We start from the raw sequence: 21,243 nt of genomic DNA, 5'->3' as shown, positions 1-21,243 counted from the left end.
GCTCGAGCCCGCAGGGGCGTCGCGATCCGTCGCGGCGCCCCTGCGTCGTCTCGGGGGAGCGGCGTCACCGGGGCCGGGCGTTCACCGGACCGTGACGCCCCCGCGTGGCAGGATGCCGGCATGAACGCGGTGCCCGCGGTCGGCATGACCGACCTCCCTACCGACGCCGTCCTGCTCGACGTCCGCGAGGACGACGAGTGGACGGCGGGCCACGCCCCCGATGCCACGCACGTGCCGATGAACGAGGTGCCAGGCCGGATCGCCGATCTGCCCGACGGTGACCCGCTCTACGTGATCTGCCGCTCCGGCGGCCGGTCGGGCCGGGTCGTGGCGTTCCTCGCCCAGCAGGGCGTCCAGGCCGTGAACGTCGACGGCGGGATGCAGGCCTGGGCCGCGGCCGGCCGCCCGATGGTGTCCGAGCGCGACGGCGTCCCGCCGGACGTCATCTAGCCGCCGCCGTGGCCACCCCCGCCGCCGGGTCGCCGGTCACCTGTCCGCGGTGCGGGCAGCGATCGGTGCCCGCCGGCGGCCCGTTCTGCCCGCACTGCGGCCGCTACCTGGCCCCGTTGCGCTGGGTGGCCGAGCCGCCGCCGTCCACGGTGCCGGTCACGCCGCCCCGCTACGGCGCGCCCTACACGGGGCCGCCGCGATACCGCTTCCTGCCGAGCTGGGGATTCCCGGCGCAGGCCTGGGAGCCGCCGGAGCCGCTGCCCGCCGCCCCGGACCCGTTGTCCGCCACGCGGACGACGCTCGGCAGCCTCGTGCCCCTGCTCTGGGCCGCCGCCACGGTGGCCGTGCTCGCGGCGGGCGCCGAGGTGTGGCGCTACGTCCTGCTGCTGGACAGCCGGGACGAGGCACTCTCCGCCCGCGTCGTCGCCATGTCCGACGCGCTGGTGTCCGCCGCGGGCACCGTGGCCCCGCTGCTGGCGGTGCTGGCGGGGATCCGGCTCGTGCTCTGGACGGTGCGCGCGTCCCGCGCCGCGGCCGACGCGGCGGGTGTCCGCCCTGCCCACGGCGTCCGCGCGATCGTGCTCGGCTGGGCGGTGCCCGGGCTCAACCTCGCCGTCCCCGGCTCGGTGCTCGCCGAGATCGAGCACGCCGCGCTCGGCCGTCCCGCCGACGAGCGCCCCCGCCCGTCCCGGCTGCTGCTCGTGTGGTGGGCGCTGTGGGCGGCGGGCGTGGTGTTCGGCATCGTGGTGCTGCTGCTGTCGCTGCGCTCCGGCGTGCAGGCCCGCGCCGACGGGGTCGTGCTGCACGCGCTGGTGGACCTCCTCGCGGCCGTCACGGCCGGGTACACCGCGGTGCTGGTGGTGCGGCTGACCCGGCTGCTGGGCCCGGCCCGCGCCGGACGGCGGGAGGTGCTGGTGCGGGTGGGCCCCGCCCCGTCCGGGGAGACGGACGTCGCCGCCGAGCCGGCGGTGGCGGGCTCCTAGCCCGACCGGCCTGGTGCGGGCACCCCGCCTGGCGCGGCAGGAGCCGCAGTGGGCCGGCGCGCGTGTCCTGTCACCGGCGCGGGCGTTGCTGCGCGCGTGGGGTAGGGATCGGCAGGGGAGCCGGCGTCCGCGGGGTCGAAGGGGATCAGGACGGGCGCCTGCCGGCGGCGGGACGTGACGGTCCCATCCTGCCCCGTCCGGCCGGACCGCTACCGTCATCGGCACCATGGCGAAGAAGACACGTACCCGCGAGGCGGTTCCCGCGGGCGAGAACCCCCGTCGTCCCTGCCCGTGCGGCTCCGGCAAGCGCTTCAAGGCCTGCCACGGCGCGGGGGACGACGTCATCGTCATCCGGCCGTTCGAGGGTCTCGCGGCCGAGTGCGACCTCGTGGCGATGCGGGAGTTCCTGCCGTCGGCCACGGCGCCGCTGCCGCTCAAGCAATCGCCCGGCGTCCCCGTCACGCTCGCGTCGGTGCTGCCCGGCGCGTCCGCGGCGCTCGTGCGCGACGGCGGCGAGATCTTCCTCGGCATGCAGGTGCAGACCCGTTCGGGCGATCTGTCCGCAGACCTCGCCCGCGCGCTGGCGTGGGCCCGTGACGCCGAGCCGGGCACGTCGCTGCCCGTCGTCCCGCCTGCCACCCACGGCACCGAGCGGATGCAGGACCTCCTCGACCCCGCCGCCGCCCTCGGCGTCACGCTGTTCAGCGACTTCGCCTGGTGGATCCCGCCGAGCGCCGACGGCTCCGAGCCGAGCGCCGAGGTCACGGCCACGCTCGAGCGCGCCAACGCGGTGATCATGCCGACCGAGGCCGTCGTGGCACCCGGCGTCCGCGCCGCGTACTGGGTGGACACCGGCTCGAAGGCGCATCTGCGCTGGGTCCGCCCCGAGCCCGAGGACGCGCTCATGGCGGCGCTGGCGCGGCTGCAGGCCCGCGGCGAGCTCGGCTTGGGGGAGGAGACCCGCTACGCCGGTGCCTTCCGCGCCCACGGCCTGCTCGTACCGGTCTGGGACCTCGACCGCGACCTGCACCCGAAGGAGTGGACCGAACCGGTGGCGGCGTTCGCGAAGCGTCTCGACGCGGCACTGGCGGAAGACGCCCCGCTGACGGACGCCGAGCGCCGGGCGAAGGACGCGCTGGCCGGCAAGCAGATCACTCTCCGCTGACCGGCGAAACGGTCGGGTGTGACCGGCTCCACCTTCCGTGGTTACCGGCGGGTCATATAGTCCCGCCATGGGACTTCTCGACGGCAAGGTCGTCATCGTCACCGGGGCCGGACGCGGCATCGGACGCGGCGAGGCGCTGGAGTGCGCGGCACAGGGTGCCGCGGTGGTGGTGGCCGAGTTCGACCCGGACGCGGGCGAGGCGGTGGCCAAGGAGATCGTCGCCGCCGGTGGCCGCGCGGTGGCCGCGAGCGGTGACGTCGCCGACGCCGACGTGGCGAACGGGTTGGTCAGCACCGCGGTGACCGAGTTCGGCCAGCTCGACGCGCTGGTCAACAACGCGGGCATCCTCCGCGACAAGACGCTCGCCAAGCTCTCCGACGACGACTGGGACGCGGTCGTCCGCGTGCACCTGCGCGGGCACTTCCTGCCCACGCGCGCGGCCGTCCAGTACTGGAAGGACGCCAAGCGGCCCGGCCACGTGGTGAGCACCGCGTCCACGTCGGGGCTGCTGGGCAACTTCGGCCAGACCAACTACGGCGCGGCCAAGGCCGGCATCGCCGCGTTCTCCACGATCGTCGCGATGGAGGGCGCGCGCGGTGGCATCACGAGCAACGCGATCGCCCCCACCGCGCTCACGCGCATGACGCTCGACCTCATGCCTCAGGAGTTTCGCGACAAGCGCGACGCGTCGATCGAGCGCGGCGAGTTCGACTTCTTCGCCCCTGAGAACGTCGCGCCGCTCGTGGCGTTCCTCTGCTCGGACGCCTCGGCGCACATCAGCGGCAAGGTATTCGGCGTGCAGGGCGACAGCATCGAGATCTTCCAGCCGTTCACGTCGGTTGCCGAGGTGACCAACGGCGGGAAGAAGTGGGACCCGGAGGACATCCCGGGCCGTATCGACGAGCTGTTCTCGGCGTCGGGCATCCAGGCGGGCGCGGAGAACATGATGGCCAAGATGCGCTACCAGATCCTGGCCGAGCACTGACCTGCTCGTGCGCGGAGACCACGGGCCGGGCCGCGGTCTCCGCGCACGGCCGGCGTCAGGGGAGCCAGCCGACCTTCCCCGACAGCGCCGCGTAGCCGAGGAAGGCCACCACGTCGATCAGGGTGTGGGCGCCCACCAGGGCCCATAGCCTGTTCGTCCGCTGCCACACGCGGCCGAAGACGCACCCCATGACCAGGTTGCCGACGAACCCACCGAGCCCCTGGTAGAGGTGGTAGCAGCCGCGCAGCACCGCGGCGGCGAGCACGGAGCGGTTCGCCGACCAGCCGAGTTGGCGCAGCCGCGTGAGCAGGTAGCCGATCATCACCACTTCCTCGGCCCACGCGTTCGCCGCGGCCGAGAGCACGAGCACGGGGATGCGCCACCACGTGTCGTCCAGTGTGGTCGGCGCGATGGTCACGCTCACCCCGAGAGAGCGCGCCACCAGGTACAGCCCCAGCCCGGGGATCCCGATCAGCGCGGCCAGCCCGACGGCCCCCAGCGCGTCCCGGCCCGGTCGCCGGCCGTCCAGCCCCACCTGCCGCAGCGCGATCCCGGCGCGGACCAGCAGGTACGCGGCGAGCGCCCCCCACCCGACGAGCTGCAGCACGCGCGCGAGCTGCAGCGCGAGGTCCACGAGGTCGACCTGCGCGGCCGGGGCGTTGAGCGCCACCTGCTGCTGGTTGAGGGGCACGGGCTGCAGCAGGGCCTCGATCAGGCTCAGCGCGCTGCTCAGCGCGGAGAGCCCGAGCGTCACCGTGAGGACGACCAGGATCTCCGTGACGACGAGCCTGCGAACACCCGGATCGGTGATCACGCCCTGCTCGGACGAAGCGGGCGCGAGCCACGTGCGCAGGGTTGCCGTGCGGGGCCGGGACACGGCTGGACGCTACCGGTCGGCGTACCCTGGCCGACGTGCGCCAGCTGGTCCTCTCCCCGCGATGGATGATGTTTCATCTCCTCACCATCGGGGCCATGGTCACCTGCGCCCTGCTCGCGGCCTGGCAGTGGCGTCGGGCGGGATCGGCGATGGGCAGCGCGCTCAACGTCGGCTACGGCCTGCAGTGGCCGCTGTTCGCGATCTTCTTCGGCTTCATGTGGTGGCGGATGCTGCGCATGGAGATCCGCCGCATCCGCGGTGAGGACGTCGACGTGCCGTGGTACGGCGGTTCCGCTGCCGAGCGCATCGAGGCCGAGCCCGTCGTCGAAGAGCCCCACGCCGTCCCGGAGCCCGCGCGCTCCGCGGAGGACGACGAGCCGTCCCCGTTCGGGCCGCGGCCACGCTCGGTCGTGCCGCGCCTCGACGACGCGGGCGACCCCGAGCTCGCCGCCTACAACCGCATGCTGGCCGCGCTGGCCGCCCGCGACAGTCGCGACTGACCCCCTGGAGAACGCTCCCGTGTCGATCGAAACCGCTCTTCGCAACTACCGCGTCATCGCGTGGGTGACGGGCATCGGACTCCTCGTCCTCGTGCTCGTGGCGATGCCGCTGAAGTACTTCTTCGGGCAGCCGACGCTGGTGTCCATCGTGGGCGTCACCCACGGCTTCCTGTACATGATCTACATCGTGTGCACGCTGCTGCTCGCGGAGCGCTGCCGCTGGAAGCCCGTCGACGCGCTGGTCATCCTCGTCGCCGGCACCATCCCGTTCGCGTCGTTCTTCGCCGAGCGCCGGGTCACCGCCCGCGTGCGGGAGCGTCGTTCCCCGCTCGCGTCCGCCTAGGACACGGCCTCAGGGCCGTCCGCACGCTCGGCCGCCTTCCCGGCCTCGTGCGCGGCCCGGCGGAACGGGCATCCCACCAGCAGCCCCATCTGGGTGCGCAGCTCGTCGACCGTGCTGACGTCCTGCTCCCAGCACAGGCGCACGTCGTGGTCGCGGACATCGGTCTCGACGCGCAGCCGCAGCCCGCACCGGTCCACGCCCAACGGGCGGATCGACGCCCGCCGCAGCGCATCCGGCAGGTGGCGGGCCAGCGCGACGAACACCTCGGGGTGCGCGGCCTCGAGGTGGGAGAGCCAGTGCTGCTCGTAGCGGCAGAAGGGGTCGGGCCGCGCGGCGGCGAGAGCGACGGGCGCCAGCGCCGCGGTGCCCTCGGCGTCGGACAGCACCACGGACCCGGGGACGAGCCGCACGAGCGTGGCGCCGTGGCCGAGGTCGAGCAGGGCCGGATCCGGGTGGACGTCGGCGATGCGGGCCGCGATCCGGCGGGCGTGGTCGGCTGTGGGCACCGTGAGCTGCCCCGTGATCCACAGCAGCGCCCGGACGGGCTCGCGCAGGTCCACGGGCGCACGGTCGGCGAGCTCCAGCATCGCGGCGGCGCCGGCCTCGCCTGCCGCGGTGACGCGCTCGAGCAGCGGGTCGCCGTCGGACAGGAGGACCGCCGCGGAACCGTCGGCCCAGACGTGGTGCACGGTGGGCGTGCTGGGCGTGCACCCGGTGCCGACGAGGGACGCCATGCCGCCCCGGGCGGTGATGCTCCGGGCCCGCTCGGCGTCGGTCGGGGCGGGCGGGCGGCGGATCTGTGTGGAACCCACGCGGGCACCTCCTTGTTAGGTAAGCCTAAGCTATATCGAGGGGGGCGCCGAGTCCAGACGCCGCATTCGTTAGCGTCTGGAACTGTGACGTCGGCGGCCGATACGAACTCCTGGGCCATTCCTCCGTTGTTCGCGCAGCTCGTCGACGACACCAGCCTGCTGCAGCCGCGCACCATCGCCCTTGGCCTCGACGCGGTGATCGCCCGCTACCTCAGCTCCCGCGACGGCCGCTACGGCGGGCTCGTCGGACGACTCGTGTGCCCCGTGTCCCGGCTCCCCGCCGTGGTCACCGAGCTCGCGCGCTCCGTGCCGGTCCGGCCCGTCGACGTGTCGCTCGTCGTCGACACCGGGCTCGGCGCGGTGCCCAAGGCGCTGTCCACGGTGTTCTCCCGGTCGAGCCTGCTCACCCCGCGCTCCGTCGAGACGGCCGCGCCGCCCGATGTTGACGCCGTGTGGCTGGAGCGGGTGTCGGAGTTCGTCCCCGAGGACGTCGTCCCCGTCGTGGAACCGCGTCGCCCGCAGGCCGGCGACGGGCCCGGCACCGCGGCCTGGCTCGCGGCCGTCCGGCGGGTCGCCGAGCACGGCTGCGCCCCCAAGCTGCGCTGCGGCGGTCCGCGAGCCGCCGATGTACCGGCCACGTCCGACGTCGAGCAGTTCGTGCGCGTCGTCGTCGCGGAGGGGCGGCCGTTCACGGTCCTCGGGCTGCGCGACGTCGTGCGCTCCACCGACGTGCCCGCCCGCCACGGCATCCTCAACATCCTCGTCGCGGTGTCGCGGGCGCTGAGCGGCGGCGACATCACCTCCGCGCTAGAGAGCACCGAGGGGCCGGCTCTCGCCGCGGAGATCGAGGGGCTCGCCGACCGTGATGTCAAGGCCGTGCGCGGCCTCCTGTCACACTGCGGCGTCGACCTGGAGCCGGTGCCCGCCGCCCAGCTCGCGGGCCTCGGCCTCCTCACCTGACGGGGCTGACCCATGGCCTAAGGTCGCGGACGTGCCTCGTCTCGCGTTCCTCGGGCCTCGCGCCACCTTCACCGAGCAGGCGCTCCGCTCGCTCCCCGAGGCCGAGGGCGCCGAACTCGTGCCCTGCGCCGGCAGCCCCGCGGTGCTCGCCGCTGTGCGTGACGGGTCGGTGGACGCCGGCTGCGTCCCGATCGAGAACACCGTCGAGGGCGCGGTGCCCGCCGTCCTCGACGGTCTGGTGGAGGACCCCCCGCTCGTCATCGTCGCGGAGGCGCTCGTCGCGGTGCGGTTCGACCTGATGGTGCGGCCGGGCACGCGGGTCTCCGACATCCGCACGGTGGCCTCCCACACGCACGGCATCGCCCAGACCCGTGGGTGGATCGCCGCGAACCTCCCGGACGCGGAGGTGCTGCTCTCGACGTCGACGTCGGAGGCGGCGGCGCAGGTCGCCCGCCGTGAGTTCGACGCGGCCGTGGCCTCGCCGCTGGCCGCCGAGCTGCACGGGCTCGACGTGCTGAGCTCCGACGTCGCCGACAACACGGGGGCGGTCACCCGGTTCGCGCTCGTCTCGCGGCCGGGGCCACCACCGAAGCCCACGGGCAACGACCGCACCACGATCGCGGCCACCACCGAGAACCGCCCGGGCACGCTGCTGGGCCTGCTCACCGAGCTCGCGGTGCGGGGCATCGACCTGACTCGCATCGAGTCGCGGCCCATCAAGGGCCGGCATGCGGAGTACTGGTTCCACCTCGACTGTCTCGGCCACGTCGACGAGCCCGCCATGGGGGAGGCGCTGGCCGCGCTGCACCGCCGCTGCGACCGCGTCCGTTTCCTGGGCTCCTACCCCCGCGCGGGCAACGGCCGCCCGGCCGCCCGATCGGCCCCCTCCGGTCCGCTGGGCGTCTCGGACGGGTTCGCGGCCGCGCAGGAGTGGCTCGAGGGCCTGCGGGCCGGGGTGACGTCGTGACGGCGCAGCGCGTCGTCCTGGCCCGCCACGGGCGGACGATCTCCAACGTCACCAAGGCGCTGGACTCCCGCCCTCCCGGCGCCCCGCTCGACGAGCTGGGCCTGACGCAGGCCGCCGCGCTCGGGAAGCGCCTCGCGGGCCATCCGATCTCGGCCGTGTACGCCTCGCGGGCCACCCGGGCCCAGCAGACCGCCGCTCCCGTCGCGGCCGAGCACGGCCTCGCCGTCGAGGTGATCGACGGCGTGCAGGAGGTGTTCTGCGGCGACCTCGAGGGGCGAGCGGACCACGAGGCCCGCGCGCTGTTCGACGAGACGTACGCGGCGTGGTGGCGTGGTGACTTCGACGCCCACCTGCCCGGCGGGGAGTCGGCCCGTGACCTGCGCGCCCGCTACGTGCCGGCGGTGGAGGCCGTCCGGGACGCCGGGAGCGACACGGTGGTGCTCGTGAGCCACGGGGCGGCGATCCGTCTCGTGGCCGCCGCCCTGCTCGGTGACACGGCGGAGACGCAGTACGTCCCCAACACGGGCCTGGTGATCCTGCGCCCCACCGCAGGCGGCTGGGAGCTGGAGCACTGGGACGAGGCCCCACCGATCACGGGCGACGTGACGGGCGGCGGCGACGCCGACTGACACCCCCGCCGGGTCGTGCCGACCCGCGGGATCGGGTGTCGACCCGCCGGGGGTGGTCTCAGCCCCAGCCCAGATCGTGGAGGGTGGCCTCGTCGATGCCGAAGTGGTGGGCGATCTCGTGCACCACCGTGACCGCCACCTCCCGCACCACCTCGTCACGGTCGGCGCAGACGTCGAGGATCGCGTCCTGGAAGATCGTGATGCGGTCCGGGAGGACGCCCCCGTAGTCGCTGGTGCGCTCGGTCAGCGCGATGCCCTCGTACAGCCCGAGCAGGTCGGGCTCGTCGGGATGGCGCCCGTCGACGAGCACCACGACGTTGTCCATCGCCGCCGCGAGCTCGGCCGGGATCGTGTCGAGCGCGTCGGCGACCAGCTCCTCGAACTCCCGGCGGGTCAGCCGGGGGCCGCTCACCCGCTCGTCGGTCCCAGCGTGATGGGCGGGTTCGCCGGGACGGGTTCGCCTGCGGGCGGCGTCGCCGAGGCGGACGGGCCGGGGCTGGCGTCGGCCGTCGGCGTGGCCGCCGCACCGCTCGACGGCGCCGGGTCGCTCGTGGGCGGGGCCGGGGCGCCCGGGTCCGGCGTGTCGGATGCCGGTGGCGCCGGGGTGCTGCCGACGGCGACGGCACCCTTCACCGAGCCGGTGACCGGGGCGAACCCGCTGCGGTCGGGCAGCAGTGCGCCCAGGTTGCAGTTGACCTTGCGCGTGCCGGCGTTCCAGGAGTCCTGGGTGATGTTGTCCCAGTAGACGGTGAGCTTCTTCTGGGCGATCACGTCCGGGTTGCCGGCGTAGGCGTCGGCGACCTTGTCGCACTCCGGCTGCAGGAACGAGTCCTGGTCGGCCACCGCGGGGAACGCGCCGGGGAACTGCTTCGAGACGTCGATGATGCCGACGGTCTCCACGGCGTGCGGCTTGGCGCAGTCGATCGGGTCGCCGATCGTGCGGCCGTTGATGGCGAGGCACGTGCCGGGCTGCTGGACGTCGGACTGGTCGCTGCCGGCCACCTTGCCGGTCATCGGGTAGAGCGCGCCGGACTGCGACGCGCTCTGCAGGCCGCACCGCAGCTCGCGGTCGCCCTCGGCCCACTTCGTGGCCGACGGCTTGAGCGCGCCGATGCGGAAGCGGCCGTCGGGGTCGAACTTGTTGTTCAGGTACTTCAGGACCACTGGGTCGCACCGCTCCTTGACGAGCTGGCGCCACTGCTGGTCGTCCGGGAGCGCCGGCTGGTCGGTGAGCGTCACGGACCCGGCCTGCTCGAACAGGTGCGGCTTGGCGCAGTCGACGACCTGCGCGTCGGCGGCGTCGGCCCGCGACCAGCTCAGGCACGTGCCCGGCTGCGACGGCGGCGCGGGCACCTCCACCACCTCGGGCTGGTTGGCCGGGGCGGGCAGTGCGGCGAACGTGCCGAGGACGGGCACGGTGGCGCCGGCGAACGTGTCCAGCGTGGCGACGCCGAGCATCGTGAGCGCGCCCACCACCACGGCCGCGACGATGCGGCGCACGGTGCGGCTCTGCTGGTCGTCGGCGCCACCGGGGCCGGGTGCCCGGGGAGGAGCCCCTGTCGAGCCGGCTGCGCTGCGCGGAGGGGTCCTTGGGGAGGAGGGCCTCGGCGCCGTGAGGAGTCGGTCCATGTCGACCGTCATCATGCCGTTACCTCGTCGCCCGTCCGGGGGGTGGGGCCGATCCGCGCGATCATCGGTCGTCGGTGTGCTGCGAGCGTCACCGTTGGCCCGATTGGTCCCTACCGGTACGGTTCCGCGCGCGGGGGGCGTCCTGCGAACGGCGGGGCGAAGCGGCCGAGGGGGCTCGAGTGGCGGACAGTGACCAGGGCGACGGCCCGACGGATCCGGGGGGCATCCCGCGGCATCCGCAGGGCTCGATGCGCTTCCAGGACGAGAACACCACCCCGCGTGAGCCCACCCTGGCCGAGAAGAAGGCTCGTGAGCAGGTAGAACGTCGCCGGCAGGCGGCAGCGCAGCAGGAGGCCGACGAGGCCGAGCACAAGCGGCGCAAGCGCAAGCGCCTGCTCATCGGCGGTGGCGTCACGGTGGGGGTCGTCGCGGTGATCGCCATCGGCTACGCCGTGTCACAGGCCGGCGACGACGAGGTGCAGGCCCAGTGCGTGGAGGAGGACGGCGTGATCGTCCCCGACTCCAACTGCGTCACGCCCGCCTCGAACAACACCTACCACAGCGGTGGCGGCTTCTACCCGATCTTCATCGGGGGCGGCGGCCGGCAGTACCACTACAACTACGGCGGCACCGGCGGTATCGGCCAGACGGTCACCGGCGGCACCGCCACGGTCCCGAAGGACTCCACGCGCGTCACCACGTCGTCGGGGAAGTCGCTGTCGGGTGGCAGGGTCTCGAGCTCGTCGGGCAGCTCCGTGTCCGACGGCAGCAGCAGCTCGGTCTCGCGCGGCGGCCTCGGGTCGTCCAGCAGCGGCTCCAGCAGCGGCTCGTAGATGGAACGGCACACGGGGGCGCCCCGCTCGGGCTGGGAGAAGACCGTCCAGGAGCAGGGCATGGTCTACGGCGCGCCCGGCCGCGGGCGGGGCGGGGCGCCGCGGCCCTACTGGGACGAGTCCGTGCACTACACGTTCTCCATGGACGAGGTCCTCTCGCTCGAGGCGGACGTCGAGGTGCTGCACTCGATGTGCCTGGAGGCCGTCGACCACGTCGTCACAGGAGAGCGGTTCCGCGACTTCGCCATCCCCGAGTACGCGTGGGAGGGCGTCGCGGCGTCGTGGAAGCGCAGCGACCCGCACGTCTACGGCCGCTTCGACCTGCGCTACGGCGGCGACGGGCCGGCCAAGCTGCTGGAGTACAACGCCGACACCCCCACCACGCTGCTCGAGGCGTCGATCCTGCAGTGGAACTGGCTCAAGGACACCCACGAGTCCGACGACCAGTGGAACTCCATCCACGAGAAGCTCGTGGAGCGCTGGGCGCAGCTCAAGGCCACGCTCCCCGGTGACGACGTGTACTTCACGTGGTCCAGCGGCGACACCAGCGGCGAGGACCACGTCACCGTCGGCTACATCCAGGAGACCGCGGCCGAGGCGGGGCTGAACACCGTCGGGCTGGCCATCGAGGACATCGGCTGGGAGGCCGGGCTCGACCGCTTCGTCGACCTCGAAGAGGCCCCGATGGCCGCGGTGTTCAAGCTCTACCCGTGGGAGTGGGTGCTCACCGACGACTTCGGCAAGCACGTGCTGCGCAGCCTCCCCGAGACGCTGTGGGTCGAGCCGCTGTGGAAGACGATCCTGTCCAACAAGGCGCTGCTGGCGGTCATGTGGGAGATGTACCCGGGCCACCCCAACCTGCTGCCCGCCTACCTCGACCAGCCCGGGATGCTCACCGAGTACGTGCGCAAGCCCCGCCTGGGCCGTGAGGGCGCCAACATCTCGATCGTGTCGCCCGGCTCCGAGATGGAGACGCCCGGCGTGTACGGCGAGGAGGGCTACGTCTACCAGCTCTTCTCACCGCTCCCCGAGTTCGACGGCTACCGGCCCGCGCTGGGCGCGTGGGTGGTCGGCGACGCAGCGGCCGGGCTGGGCATCCGCGAGACGGTCGGCCTGGTGACCGACGACGGCGCGGCGTTCGTTCCCCACCGCATACCTGACAACTGACGCTCCCCCTGGAGGAAGACGTGAATCTCGCTCTGGACGGCGGCGTGATCGGCACCGGGATCGGCGCGATCCTGCTCTACGCCGTGCTCGGCGTGCTGCTCATGCTGCTGGGCTTCTACGCGGTGGACCTCACCACGCCCGGCCCCCTCAACCTGCAGGTCAAGGAGGGCAAGCCCAACGCGGTGATCATCACGGCGGCGGGCATGGTGGGCATCGCGTTCATCGTGGTGGTGTCGATCTACGGCTCGTCGGGCGCGCTGCTCGACGGCCTGCTCACCACCCTGATCTTCGGCGTGATCGGGGTGGTCGCGCAGGTGCTGGGCGCGCGGCTGCTGGAGTGGGTCACCGGGATCGACATGCGGGCCGTGCTGGCCGGCGAGACGACGATGCCGCAGGCCTACCTCGTGGCGGCCGTGCACGTCGCGCTGGGTCTCGTGGTGGCGGTCGCGATCATCTAGCCGCCGGCGAGCCGGGTTCGCCGTGCGCGCGAGCCGGGTTCGCCGTGCGCGAGCCGGGCCCAGATGCGTGCACTCCGTGCGCGAGCCGACACGATCTGGTGCGCGAGCCGACACGGAGCGGCGTCCGAGGTTGACCCTCGACCAGGTCGAGACGTGAGGTTGATCGGCGTGGAGAGCATGCGCGGGATCGGCCGGATGTCCCGGGAGTCGGGGCTGACGGTCAGCGCCCTGCGGTTCTACGACGGCGCCGGGCTGCTGTGCCCGGCGCACGTGGACCCGCACACCGGCTACCGCTTCTACGCGCCCGAGCAGGTCGCGATCGCGCGGCTGGTCGCCGCCCTGCGCCGCGCCGGGATGCCGTTGGCGGGCATCCGGGAGGTGCTGGAGCGCCGGCGCGACCCCGTCGCGGTGGACGCGATCGTCGCCGATCACGTCCGCGCCCTCGAAGAGGGCCTGGCCGACGCCCGTCGCGTGCTCTCCACAGTCCCTCCGCTGCTCGCGACCCTGGAGAACACCGTGCCCACCACCGTCACCGTGCCCGCCCACGACCTCGCCGCCGCTCTGCGCGCCGTCCGTTTCGCCGTCGGCGCCGACCCCCGGCCGCCGGTCCTCGGCAGCGTGCTGTTCGACGTGACCGACGTGCTCACGCTCGTGGCCACCGACCGCTACCGGCTGGCCACGGCGCCCGTACCCGTGATCGAGGCGGAGGGTCCCGCGGTAGCCGCCGTCGTGCCGGTCGCGCTGGCGGACCGGATCGCCGCGATCGTCGACGGGCCCGGCTCCGGCACCGTCGCGATCACCGTCGCCGACAGCACCGTCACGGTCCGGTGCGGCGAGGCGGAGGCCGGTGGTCCGCTGCTCGACGACGCCTATCCCGACTACCGCAGGCTGCTGCCCGCGGAGCTGCCCGGCGTCCCGGTCGACGCCGCAGCACTCCGGGCCGCGGTCGCCGCCGCCCCGGCCCGCATGTCCGTCCGCGAGCAGGACGGCTCGGAGTTCGCCGTCACCGAGCTCGCCGTCGGTACCGGGGGTGTGACGGTGGCCCCCGGCGGCATCGGCGTGAACCGGGAGTTCCTGCTCGAGGCCGTCGACGCCGGCGGGGACGGCCAGCTCCTCCTCGCCCTCGACGGGCCGGTCGCCCCGATCGTGCTGCGGTCGGAGCGGTCGACGTCGCTGCTGATGCCCGTGCGCCTGTGACAGGCTGACCGGGTGCAGGCTCCCCGGTTGGTCGCCACCGACGTCGACGGCACGCTGCTGAACCCCGACGACGAGGTCACCCCGCGGGCCGCGGCGGTGATCGACAGGCTCACCGCGGAGGGCGTCGCGTTCGTGCTGGTCACCGGACGTCCGCCGCGGTGGATCCCGCCGGTCGTGGCGCAGCTGCCGATGACCCGGTTCGCCGTGTGCGCGAACGGCGGGGTGCTCTACGACGCCGCCCGGGACCGCGTGGTCTGGTCGCGCACCATCGACCCGGCCACGCTCGCCGAGCTGGCCGCGGTCATCACCGAGACGCTGCCCAGCAGCCGCCTCGCCGTGGAGGGCGTCGGCGAAGGGGCGTCGGGTGACCACTTCGCCGCCGAGCCCGAGTACATCCACGCCTGGACCGACGGCGACAACCACACGGTGCCCCGCGCCCGGCTGCTGGACCGGCCCGCGGTGAAGATGCTGATCCGCAGCCCGGAGCTGAGCAGCGACGCGATGGTGGCCGTGCTCGCGCCCGTCATCGGGGACGCCGCCGATCTCACCTACTCCCACCCGCGCGGCCTCGTCGAGATCTCGCCGGCCGGCGTCACGAAGGCCACGGGCCTCGCCGAGGTGGCCGACCGGCTCGGGCTCGCGGCCGCCGACGTCGTCGCGTTCGGGGACATGCCCAACGACCTGGCGATGCTGCGCTGGGCCGGCCATGGCGTGGCGATGGGCAACGCGCACCCCGTCCTGCTCGACGCCGCGGACGAGGTGACGGCGAGCAACGCCGACGACGGCCTGGCTCTGGTCCTCGAACGCTGGTTCTGACGGCCGGGGCGGCGAGTTCGCCCGCCCCTGCGTGCCGACCCGCCCGCCCGCCTGTGCCGGCTCGACCGCCGCGTCGTGTCGACTCGCGTGCTTCCACGTATCGACTCGCGGGACGGGCTGCAGGCTCGGTCACCTCCTCGTGCTGACCCGCTCGCCGCGTCATGGCGACTCGCGCACCACCTCGTGCCGGCTCGGGATGAACGGGGCGTGGATGCCCGGCGAACTCGGCGGGGGTGGGGCGCCGTGGCGGAGGCGCCGCAGGGTGCGCCCGGTGATCCCGCGTAGCATCGGGCACCGTTCGCGCGACCCACCGGCGGCGGGAGCACCGTATCGGTCCGTCCGGTGGCGCTCGAACCCGCTGACCTGACGCCGCTGATCCTGATGGAGGCCCCCGCACCGTGGCCGAGCTCATCGACCGCCCCGGCCCGACCCGTGCCCCCGATCCGGATCCGCTCGCGCCCGCGGGCGCCGAGGTCCAGGTGCTGGAGGCCGTGCAGCGGGCTGTCGGCGGCACGGCCGTCGTGAAGGCAGCCCGGGGCGCGTCGCTCTTCGGCGAGCACGCCGCGGGCTGGCTGGCCATCGGGGCGATCGGGGCACTCGCCGACCGCCGTCGCCGCCGGGAGTGGCTCACCGCCACCGCGGGCGTGGCGCTGGCACACGGCGTGTCGATCGGGGTCAAGCGCGTGGTGCGCAGGCCCCGCCCGCACGACCCACGGGTGCAGGTGCTCGTGGGCACCCCCAGCAGGCTCAGCTTCCCGTCGGCGCACGCGACGTCCACCACCGCCGCCGCCGTGCTGTTCGGCGCACTCGTCCACAAGCCGCTCGTGCCCCTGCTGGTGCCGCCCATGGCGGCGTCGCGGCTGGTGCTGGGCGTGCACTATCCCAGCGACGTCCTCGCGGGCTCGCTGCTGGGCGCCGCCGTCGCGGTGGCCACGCGCCGCTGGGGCGCCACCCGGAGGGGGACCAGATGACCAGCACCGACGTGCCCACCACCGAGGCGCCGCTGCCTCCGCGCAAGCCCGTGGGCGTGCTGCGCGGCGTGCTGCGGACGATGCGCCCCAAGCAGTGGGTGAAGAACGTCCTCGTGCTGGCGGCGCCGTTCGTGGCGGGCAGCCTGTTCACCTCGGGCATCGCGCTGCACCTGGCCGTCGCGTTCGTGGCGTTCTCGCTGGCCGCGTCGGGCGTCTATCTGGTGAACGACGCCAACGACATCGAGGCCGACCGCGCCCACCCCACGAAGCGCGACCGCCCCATCGCGGCGGGCATCGTGCCGGCGAAGCTCGCGCTCGTCGTCGCCGTCGTGCTGCTGGCGGGCTCGCTGGCGCTGAGCTTCCTGGCGAGTACGCAACTGGCGATCGTGCTGGCGGTCTACATCGCGGTGCAGCTGTCCTACTGCTTCTGGCTCAAGCACCAGCCGGTGCTCGACATCTGCATCGTCGCCTCGGGCTTCCTGCTGCGCGCCATCGCCGGTGGCGCGGCCACCGGCATCCCGCTCTCGCAGTGGTTCCTGCTGACGGCCGGGTTCGGGTCGCTGTTCATGGTGGCGGGCAAGCGCTACGCCGAGATGATGCTGGCGGAGCGCACCGGCGCGAAGATCCGCAAGTCGCTGGAGGCGTACTCGGGGTCCTACCTCCGGTTCGTGTGGGCGCTGTCGGCCACCGTGCTGACGGTGACCTACTGCCTGTGGGCGTTCGAGATCCGCGAGGCGCACCACAACTCCGTGTGGTCGGTGATCTCGATCGTCCCGTTCGTGGTGGCGGTGCTGCGCTACTCGGTGGACGTCGACTCCGGAAACGGCGGCGCCCCCGACGAGATCGCGCTGGCCGACCGCGTGCTGCAGGTGCTGGCGATCGTCTGGGTCGGCACGCTCACGCTCGCCGTCTACATTCCCGCGGTGACATGAGAAGCACGGCGACGGACATGAGAAGCACGGCGACGTGAAGGGCATCATCCTGGCCGGCGGCTCGGGCACCCGGCTGCACCCGATCACGCGTGCCGTGTCGAAGCAGCTGCTGCCCGTGTACGACAAGCCGATGATCTACTACCCGCTGTCGGTGCTGATGCTGGCCGGCATCCGGGAGGTCCTGCTGATCTCCACCCCGCACGACCTGCCGCAGTTCCGCAGGCTGCTGGGCGACGGCGCCGAGCTGGGGCTCGCGATCTCCTACGCCGAGCAGGCCGCCCCGAACGGGCTGGCCGAGGCGTTCGTGATCGGCGCCGACCACGTCGGCTCCGACCCGGCGGCGCTGGTGCTGGGCGACAACATCTTCCACGGCCCCGGTTTCTCCGGGATGCTGTCGGGCGCGATCGCCGACATCGAGGCCGGTCGCGCGGGGTGCGCGCTGTTCGGGTACCCGGTGCGCGACCCTCAGCGCTACGGTGTGGCGGAGGCCGACGCCGACGGGCGGCTGCTGTCGATCGAGGAGAAGCCCGAGCACCCGAGGTCGAACCGGGCCGTGACGGGCCTGTACTTCTACGACAACGACGTGCTGGAGATCGCCGCGGGGCTGTCGCCGTCGCCGCGCGGCGAGCTGGAGATCACCGACGTCAACCGCGCCTACCTGCAGCGCGGCACCGCCCGGCTGCTGGACCTGGGCCGCGGCTTCGCGTGGCTGGACACCGGCACGCACGAGTCGCTGCTGGAGGCGGGGGAGTACGTGCGGGTGCTGGAGAACCGGCAGGGCATCCGGATCGCCTGCATCGAGGAGATCGCCATGCGGATGGGCTTCATCGACCCGACGGCGGCGTACGCGCTGGGCGAGAACCAGGCCAAGTCCGGGTACGGCGAGTACGTGATGGACGTGGCGAAGTCGTACGCCGCCGGTAACTGGTCGCCCCGCCGTCACGAGGAGTGAGTCGTGCAGGTTCTCGTCACCGGCGGTGCCGGATTCATCGGATCGAACTACGTGCGGTCGGTGCTGGCCGGCGCCTACCCCGCCTATGCGGGCGCGCGGGTGGTGGTGCTGGACCTGCTCACCTACGCGGGCACGCTCACCAACCTCGCCCCGTACCTGGATTCGCCCCAGGGCAGATCGGCACAGCTGACGTTCGTGCACGGCGACATCCGTGACCCCGACACGGTGGCGCAGGTGATGGCCGGCACCGACGTGGTGGTGCACTTCGCCGCCGAGTCCCACGTAGACCGCTCGATCACCGGTGCCGCCGACTTCGTCTCGACGAACGTGGTGGGCACGCAGGTGCTGCTGCAGGCGGCGCTGGAGGCCGAGGTGAGCCGGTTCGTGCACGTGTCCACCGACGAGGTGTACGGCTCGATCGAGCACGGCTCCTGGCCCGAGACGCACCCGCTGGAGCCCAACTCGCCGTACTCGGCGGCCAAGGCCGGCTCGGACCTGCTCGCGCGCTCCTACCACCGCACCCACGGGCTGCCGGTGTGCATCACGCGCTGCTCCAACAACTACGGGCCGCACCAGTTCCCGGAGAAGGTCATCCCGCTGTTCGTGTCGAACCTGCTGGACGGGAAGAAGGTCCCGCTCTACGGCGACGGGCAGAACGTGCGCGACTGGCTGCACGTCGACGACCACTGCCGCGGCATCCAGCTCGTGGCCGAGAAGGGGCGCGACGGCGAGGTCTACAACATCGGCGGCGGCACCGAGCTCACCAACCGGGAGCTGACCCACCGGCTGCTCGACGCGGTGGGGGCCGGCGAGGAGATGATCGAGCCGGTCGCCGACCGCAAGGGCCACGACCGCCGCTACAGCGTGGACTGGTCGAAGATCGCCGACGAGCTGGGCTACGCGCCGCAGGTGCCGTTCGAGCAGGGGCTGCCGGCCACGGTGGAGTGGTACCGCGACCACCGCGCCTGGTGGGAGCCCCTCAAGGGCTGACGTCAGGGCTGATGTCGACGCAGACCAGCGCCCACGGCCGGTCGCTCACGCGCGTCATCACCAGCGTGGCGCGCCGCGACCCAGTCAGCCGCAGCCGCTTCTGCAGCGCGTCGACGTCGCCCGCCAGCCCGCGCCGCCGGATGTCGACGGCGCCGATGTCCAGGCGGCGCAGCCGCTCGGGCAGCTGCTTCTGGTGCCACGGGCCCGAGTCGATCACCTGCAGCGTGCGGGCGAACGGCGTGCGGACCAGTGTGTCGGTGGACAGGAACGCGATCCGGTCGTCGATCTTCCACGCGCCGGTGAGCCGCGCGACGTCCTCGACCAGCCCGGCACGGGTCACGGCGGGGCTCGGGTCGAGCAGGAACGCGCCCGGCCCGCGCACGGGCACCGGGTCGCCGGGGGAGCCCACCAGGGTGTGACCGCCGGGCAGGATCGTGGCGCGGGTGCGGGCGGTCGCGAGGGCGGGCGACCATGCGGTGGCCTCCTTGAGGTCCCGGTCCACGGCGACGAACTCCAGCTCCCAGCCGGCCGGGACGGTCTCGTGCGGCAGTCCCGGCGCGGCCTTGATCCCGACGCGTGGCACGCGCTCGGCCAGCGCCATGCACCAGTCCAGCGGCGGCTCGCTGTCGCCGACTGGCCTGCGCCCGCGCGCGGTACGGCGGGCCGGGTCGACGAAGACGGCGTCGACGCCGGACAGGTCGACGTCGCGCACGTCGGAGCGGCGCACCGTCACGTTTCCGGCGACGCCGTGGACGAATGCGTTCCGGCGGGCCATCCACAGGTGGACGGGATCCCGGTCGACGCCGAGGACCTCCCGGTCGCGGGCGAGGGCGACGAGGTCCCCGCCGATGCCGCAGCACAGATCCGCCATGGCCGCCGCGCCCGCGAACCGGGCGGCGCGGTGGGCGGACACGACCTCGGCCGACGCCTGTTCCCACCCGGCCCGGGTGAAGAACATGTCGGCGGCGCCCGCGAACTTGCCGGCGGCCCGCGCGCGCAGCTCCTGCTGGCCCATGGCGTCGACCACGAGCTGGGCGGGGTAGCGCCGGCGCAGCGCCGTCCCGAGGCGGAGGCCGTCGGTTCCGGTCACGTCGTGCCCGGCCAGCTCGGCCAGCAGCGCCCGGCCGTCCTCGCCGGTCAGCGCATCGAGCCGGGCGACGGCGTCCTCGCCGGGCTCGCGGCCCTCAGAGGTCGCAGGATCGGACATGCTCGGCGAGCCGGTCGCGCCAGTGGGGGAGCTGCACGCCGGCATCTGCCGCCTTCTCCGTGTCCAGCACGCTGTTCAGCGGCCGGCGTGCGGCCTGGGGCCTGTCGGCGAAATACGCGGCGGTGCTCGTGCCGGTGATGGTCAGGTCGCCGCGCCCGGCCAGCGCGTAGACCGCACGGGCGACCTCGGCCCACGACGCGGGCTCACCGCCACCGGTGACGTGGTAGCTGCCGAACGGCGCGGCCGTGGTCACGAGGTGCACGATCGCCGCGGCGAGGTCGGAGGCGAACGTGGGGCGGCCGATCTGGTCGTCCACCACCGTCGGCGCGATCCCGCGCGCCGCGAGCCCGAGCATCGTGCGCACGAAGTTGCGGCCCTCCCCGACCACCCAGGTGGGCCGCAGCAGGTAGTGCCTCTCGACGCCCCGCACGGCGAGGTCACCGGCCGCCTTCGACGCGCCGTACGCCGACAGCGGCGCCACCACGTCGTCCTCGCGGTAGGGGCGCTGGAGCGCGCCGTCGAAGACGTACTCGGTGGACAGGTGCACGAGCGTCAGGCCGTGGCGGCGGGCGATGTCGGCCAGCGCGGCGGGGCCGGCGGCGTTGGCCCGCCACGCCGCGGCCCGGCCCTCGGGCGTCTCCGCCCCGTCGACGTCGGTGAACGCGCCCGCGTTGACGACGACGTCGTAGGCGGGCCAGTCCAGCTCCGCGGGGGAGGCGATGTCGAACGCGTCGCGGCCCAGCGCCGTGGCGTCGGGCAGCGCGGAGGTCAGCGCGCGGCCGACCTGGCCGCCGGCCCCGAGGATCAGCGCGCGCACGCGAGCTCCGCCAGCGTGGGGTGGCCGCGGTCCTTGTCCGAGCGGATCGCGGCGTCGGGCCCGATCGGCCAGTCGATGCCCAGCGCCGGGTCGAACGCCTGGATCAGTGTGTACTCCGCGTCGGGGGACCAGTGCTCGTTGACCAGGTACGTGTAGACCACGTCCGGGGTGAGCGTCTGGTAGCTGTTGCCGCACCCGCGGGGCACGTAGAGGGCGTTGCCCGGGTGCAGCTCGACCGTCTCGACGCGGCCGCGGGTCTCGCCGTCGCGCAGGTCCACGATCGCGGCGAACGCCCGCCCGTGGGCGAGGGAGATGTACTTGTCCCACGGCTCGGCGTGGATCCCGCGCGTGACGCCCACCTCGGCGTTGAACGAGACGTTGTTCTGCACGATCTCGAACGCCGGGAAGCCCTGCGCCTCGAGCTTCGCGCGCTGGAAGCCTTCCTTGAACCAGCCCCGCCCGTCCTCGTGGAGCGCGAGGTCGATGCGAAGGAGTCCGGGGATGGACGTTCCGTGAACGCGGAGCGGGTCAGCCACGGACGGCAGTCTCCCAGCCCGACCCGCCCTTGGGGGGACGGGCCCGCAGGTCCCCGGGCCGGTAGGG

The 21,243-nt window shown here is 73.6% G+C and carries 25 protein-coding genes; 18 read left to right on the top strand and 7 right to left on the bottom strand.

Annotated elements, in window-relative coordinates; genetic code table 11:
* Positions 1-120 precede the first annotated feature (120 nt).
* The 4 genes from JWR81_RS32045 to JWR81_RS32030 all read left to right on the top strand — a co-directional run bounded on the left by JWR81_RS32045 (position 121) and on the right by JWR81_RS32030 (position 3,583).
* The gene (locus JWR81_RS32045; protein WP_297661382.1) at positions 121-450 is read left to right on the top strand and encodes a rhodanese-like domain-containing protein; all 330 of its coding nucleotides are present in this window, start codon (positions 121-123) and stop codon (positions 448-450) included.
* 65 nt (positions 451-515) lie between these two features.
* The gene (locus JWR81_RS32040; RefSeq protein WP_297661380.1) at positions 516-1,433 is read left to right on the top strand and encodes a DUF4328 domain-containing protein; all 918 of its coding nucleotides are present in this window, start codon (positions 516-518) and stop codon (positions 1,431-1,433) included.
* Positions 1,434-1,659: 226 nt separating this feature from the next.
* The gene (locus JWR81_RS32035) at positions 1,660-2,598 is read left to right on the top strand and encodes a DUF5926 family protein (RefSeq protein WP_297661378.1); all 939 of its coding nucleotides are present in this window, start codon (positions 1,660-1,662) and stop codon (positions 2,596-2,598) included.
* A 67-nt stretch (positions 2,599-2,665) separates the two neighbouring features.
* Positions 2,666-3,583, top strand: coding sequence for an SDR family NAD(P)-dependent oxidoreductase (locus JWR81_RS32030; RefSeq protein WP_297661376.1), 918 nt, complete (start codon positions 2,666-2,668; stop codon positions 3,581-3,583).
* A 55-nt stretch (positions 3,584-3,638) separates the two neighbouring features.
* Here the strand turns inward: JWR81_RS32030 and JWR81_RS32025 are convergent, their stop codons facing one another.
* Positions 3,639-4,397, bottom strand: a complete 759-nt coding sequence (locus JWR81_RS32025; protein ID WP_297661400.1) for a CPBP family intramembrane glutamic endopeptidase — start codon at positions 4,395-4,397, stop codon at positions 3,639-3,641.
* Positions 4,398-4,495: 98 nt separating this feature from the next.
* Here JWR81_RS32025 and JWR81_RS32020 point away from each other — a divergent pair, with 98 nt between their 5' ends.
* Together JWR81_RS32020 and JWR81_RS32015 are read left to right on the top strand one after the other, a co-directional pair.
* Positions 4,496-4,960: a hypothetical protein gene (locus JWR81_RS32020; protein ID WP_297661374.1), complete on the top strand. Its 465-nt coding sequence runs from the start codon at positions 4,496-4,498 to the stop codon at positions 4,958-4,960.
* A 19-nt stretch (positions 4,961-4,979) separates the two neighbouring features.
* The gene (locus tag JWR81_RS32015; protein ID WP_297661372.1) at positions 4,980-5,303 is read left to right on the top strand and encodes a DUF3817 domain-containing protein; all 324 of its coding nucleotides are present in this window, start codon (positions 4,980-4,982) and stop codon (positions 5,301-5,303) included.
* Here JWR81_RS32015 and JWR81_RS32010 read toward each other — a convergent pair.
* Complete coding sequence (locus tag JWR81_RS32010) at positions 5,300-6,115, bottom strand: DUF2470 domain-containing protein (RefSeq protein WP_297661370.1); 816 nt, start codon at positions 6,113-6,115, stop codon at positions 5,300-5,302. The genes JWR81_RS32015 and JWR81_RS32010 overlap by 4 nt on opposite strands.
* An 84-nt stretch (positions 6,116-6,199) precedes the next feature.
* Between JWR81_RS32010 and JWR81_RS32005 the strand changes: the two genes are divergently transcribed.
* The 3 genes from JWR81_RS32005 to JWR81_RS31995 are packed head-to-tail and all read left to right on the top strand — an operon-like array spanning position 6,200 to position 8,671.
* Positions 6,200-7,075 (top strand): hypothetical protein, encoded by an 876-nt coding sequence (locus JWR81_RS32005; protein ID WP_297661368.1) that lies wholly within the window; start codon positions 6,200-6,202, stop codon positions 7,073-7,075.
* A gap of 31 nt (positions 7,076-7,106) precedes the next feature.
* On the top strand, positions 7,107-8,042 hold the full coding sequence (gene pheA, locus JWR81_RS32000) for a prephenate dehydratase (RefSeq protein WP_297661366.1): 936 nt from the start codon (positions 7,107-7,109) through the stop codon (positions 8,040-8,042).
* On the top strand, positions 8,039-8,671 hold the full coding sequence (locus JWR81_RS31995; protein ID WP_297661364.1) for a histidine phosphatase family protein: 633 nt from the start codon (positions 8,039-8,041) through the stop codon (positions 8,669-8,671). The genes pheA and JWR81_RS31995 overlap by 4 nt, the downstream gene beginning before the upstream one ends.
* Positions 8,672-8,729: 58 nt before the next feature.
* On the opposite strand, the gene JWR81_RS31990 is transcribed toward JWR81_RS31995, so the two are convergent.
* On the bottom strand, positions 8,730-9,083 hold the full coding sequence (locus JWR81_RS31990; RefSeq protein ID WP_297661362.1) for a metallopeptidase family protein: 354 nt from the start codon (positions 9,081-9,083) through the stop codon (positions 8,730-8,732).
* Positions 9,080-10,171, bottom strand: coding sequence for a septum formation family protein (locus JWR81_RS31985; protein ID WP_297661360.1), 1,092 nt, complete (start codon positions 10,169-10,171; stop codon positions 9,080-9,082). The genes JWR81_RS31990 and JWR81_RS31985 overlap by 4 nt, the downstream gene beginning before the upstream one ends.
* A gap of 308 nt (positions 10,172-10,479) precedes the next feature.
* Here JWR81_RS31985 and JWR81_RS31980 point away from each other — a divergent pair, with 308 nt between their 5' ends.
* From JWR81_RS31980 to rfbB, 9 genes are all read left to right on the top strand, one after another.
* On the top strand, positions 10,480-11,133 hold the full coding sequence (locus JWR81_RS31980) for a hypothetical protein (protein WP_297661358.1): 654 nt from the start codon (positions 10,480-10,482) through the stop codon (positions 11,131-11,133).
* A complete protein-coding gene (locus JWR81_RS31975) occupies positions 11,134-12,300 on the top strand; it encodes a glutathionylspermidine synthase family protein (RefSeq protein ID WP_297661356.1) in 1,167 nt (388 codons plus the stop codon).
* A 20-nt stretch (positions 12,301-12,320) separates the two neighbouring features.
* Complete coding sequence (locus JWR81_RS31970; RefSeq protein WP_297661354.1) at positions 12,321-12,758, top strand: DUF350 domain-containing protein; 438 nt, start codon at positions 12,321-12,323, stop codon at positions 12,756-12,758.
* A 153-nt stretch (positions 12,759-12,911) separates the two neighbouring features.
* On the top strand, positions 12,912-13,955 hold the full coding sequence (locus JWR81_RS31965) for a MerR family transcriptional regulator (protein ID WP_297661353.1): 1,044 nt from the start codon (positions 12,912-12,914) through the stop codon (positions 13,953-13,955).
* 12 nt (positions 13,956-13,967) lie between these two features.
* Positions 13,968-14,771 carry an HAD family hydrolase gene (locus JWR81_RS31960; RefSeq protein WP_297661352.1) on the top strand — a complete coding sequence of 268 codons (804 nt, stop codon included), beginning with the start codon at positions 13,968-13,970 and terminating at the stop codon, positions 14,769-14,771.
* 482 nt (positions 14,772-15,253) lie between these two features.
* A complete protein-coding gene (locus JWR81_RS31955) occupies positions 15,254-15,742 on the top strand; it encodes a phosphatase PAP2 family protein (protein WP_297661398.1) in 489 nt (162 codons plus the stop codon).
* Positions 15,739-16,674: a decaprenyl-phosphate phosphoribosyltransferase gene (locus JWR81_RS31950; RefSeq protein ID WP_297661351.1), complete on the top strand. Its 936-nt coding sequence runs from the start codon at positions 15,739-15,741 to the stop codon at positions 16,672-16,674. Before JWR81_RS31955 ends, JWR81_RS31950 begins: the two co-directional genes overlap by 4 nt.
* Positions 16,675-16,708: 34 nt before the next feature.
* Complete coding sequence (rfbA, locus tag JWR81_RS31945; RefSeq protein WP_297661350.1) at positions 16,709-17,626, top strand: glucose-1-phosphate thymidylyltransferase RfbA; 918 nt, start codon at positions 16,709-16,711, stop codon at positions 17,624-17,626.
* A 3-nt stretch (positions 17,627-17,629) separates the two neighbouring features.
* Positions 17,630-18,616 carry a dTDP-glucose 4,6-dehydratase gene (rfbB, locus tag JWR81_RS31940; RefSeq protein WP_297661349.1) on the top strand — a complete coding sequence of 329 codons (987 nt, stop codon included), beginning with the start codon at positions 17,630-17,632 and terminating at the stop codon, positions 18,614-18,616.
* On the opposite strand, the gene JWR81_RS31935 is transcribed toward rfbB, so the two are convergent.
* The 3 genes from JWR81_RS31935 to JWR81_RS31925 are packed head-to-tail and all read right to left on the bottom strand — an operon-like array spanning position 18,606 to position 21,176.
* On the bottom strand, positions 18,606-19,823 hold the full coding sequence (locus tag JWR81_RS31935; protein WP_297661348.1) for a class I SAM-dependent methyltransferase: 1,218 nt from the start codon (positions 19,821-19,823) through the stop codon (positions 18,606-18,608). The two genes, rfbB and JWR81_RS31935, sit on opposite strands and share 11 nt — an antisense overlap.
* On the bottom strand, positions 19,801-20,640 hold the full coding sequence (gene rfbD / locus JWR81_RS31930; RefSeq protein ID WP_297661347.1) for a dTDP-4-dehydrorhamnose reductase: 840 nt from the start codon (positions 20,638-20,640) through the stop codon (positions 19,801-19,803). The genes JWR81_RS31935 and rfbD overlap by 23 nt, the downstream gene beginning before the upstream one ends.
* A complete protein-coding gene (locus JWR81_RS31925; protein ID WP_297661346.1) occupies positions 20,628-21,176 on the bottom strand; it encodes a dTDP-4-dehydrorhamnose 3,5-epimerase family protein in 549 nt (182 codons plus the stop codon). The genes rfbD and JWR81_RS31925 overlap by 13 nt, the downstream gene beginning before the upstream one ends.
* Between the last annotated feature and the right edge of the window lie 67 nt (positions 21,177-21,243).

This window comes from Pseudonocardia sp., assembly GCF_025965585.1.
Classification (GTDB): domain Bacteria; phylum Actinomycetota; class Actinomycetes; order Mycobacteriales; family Pseudonocardiaceae; genus Pseudonocardia.
Note: the sequence above shows the minus strand (reverse complement) of the source record. Positions and strands in the feature narration are given on the sequence as shown.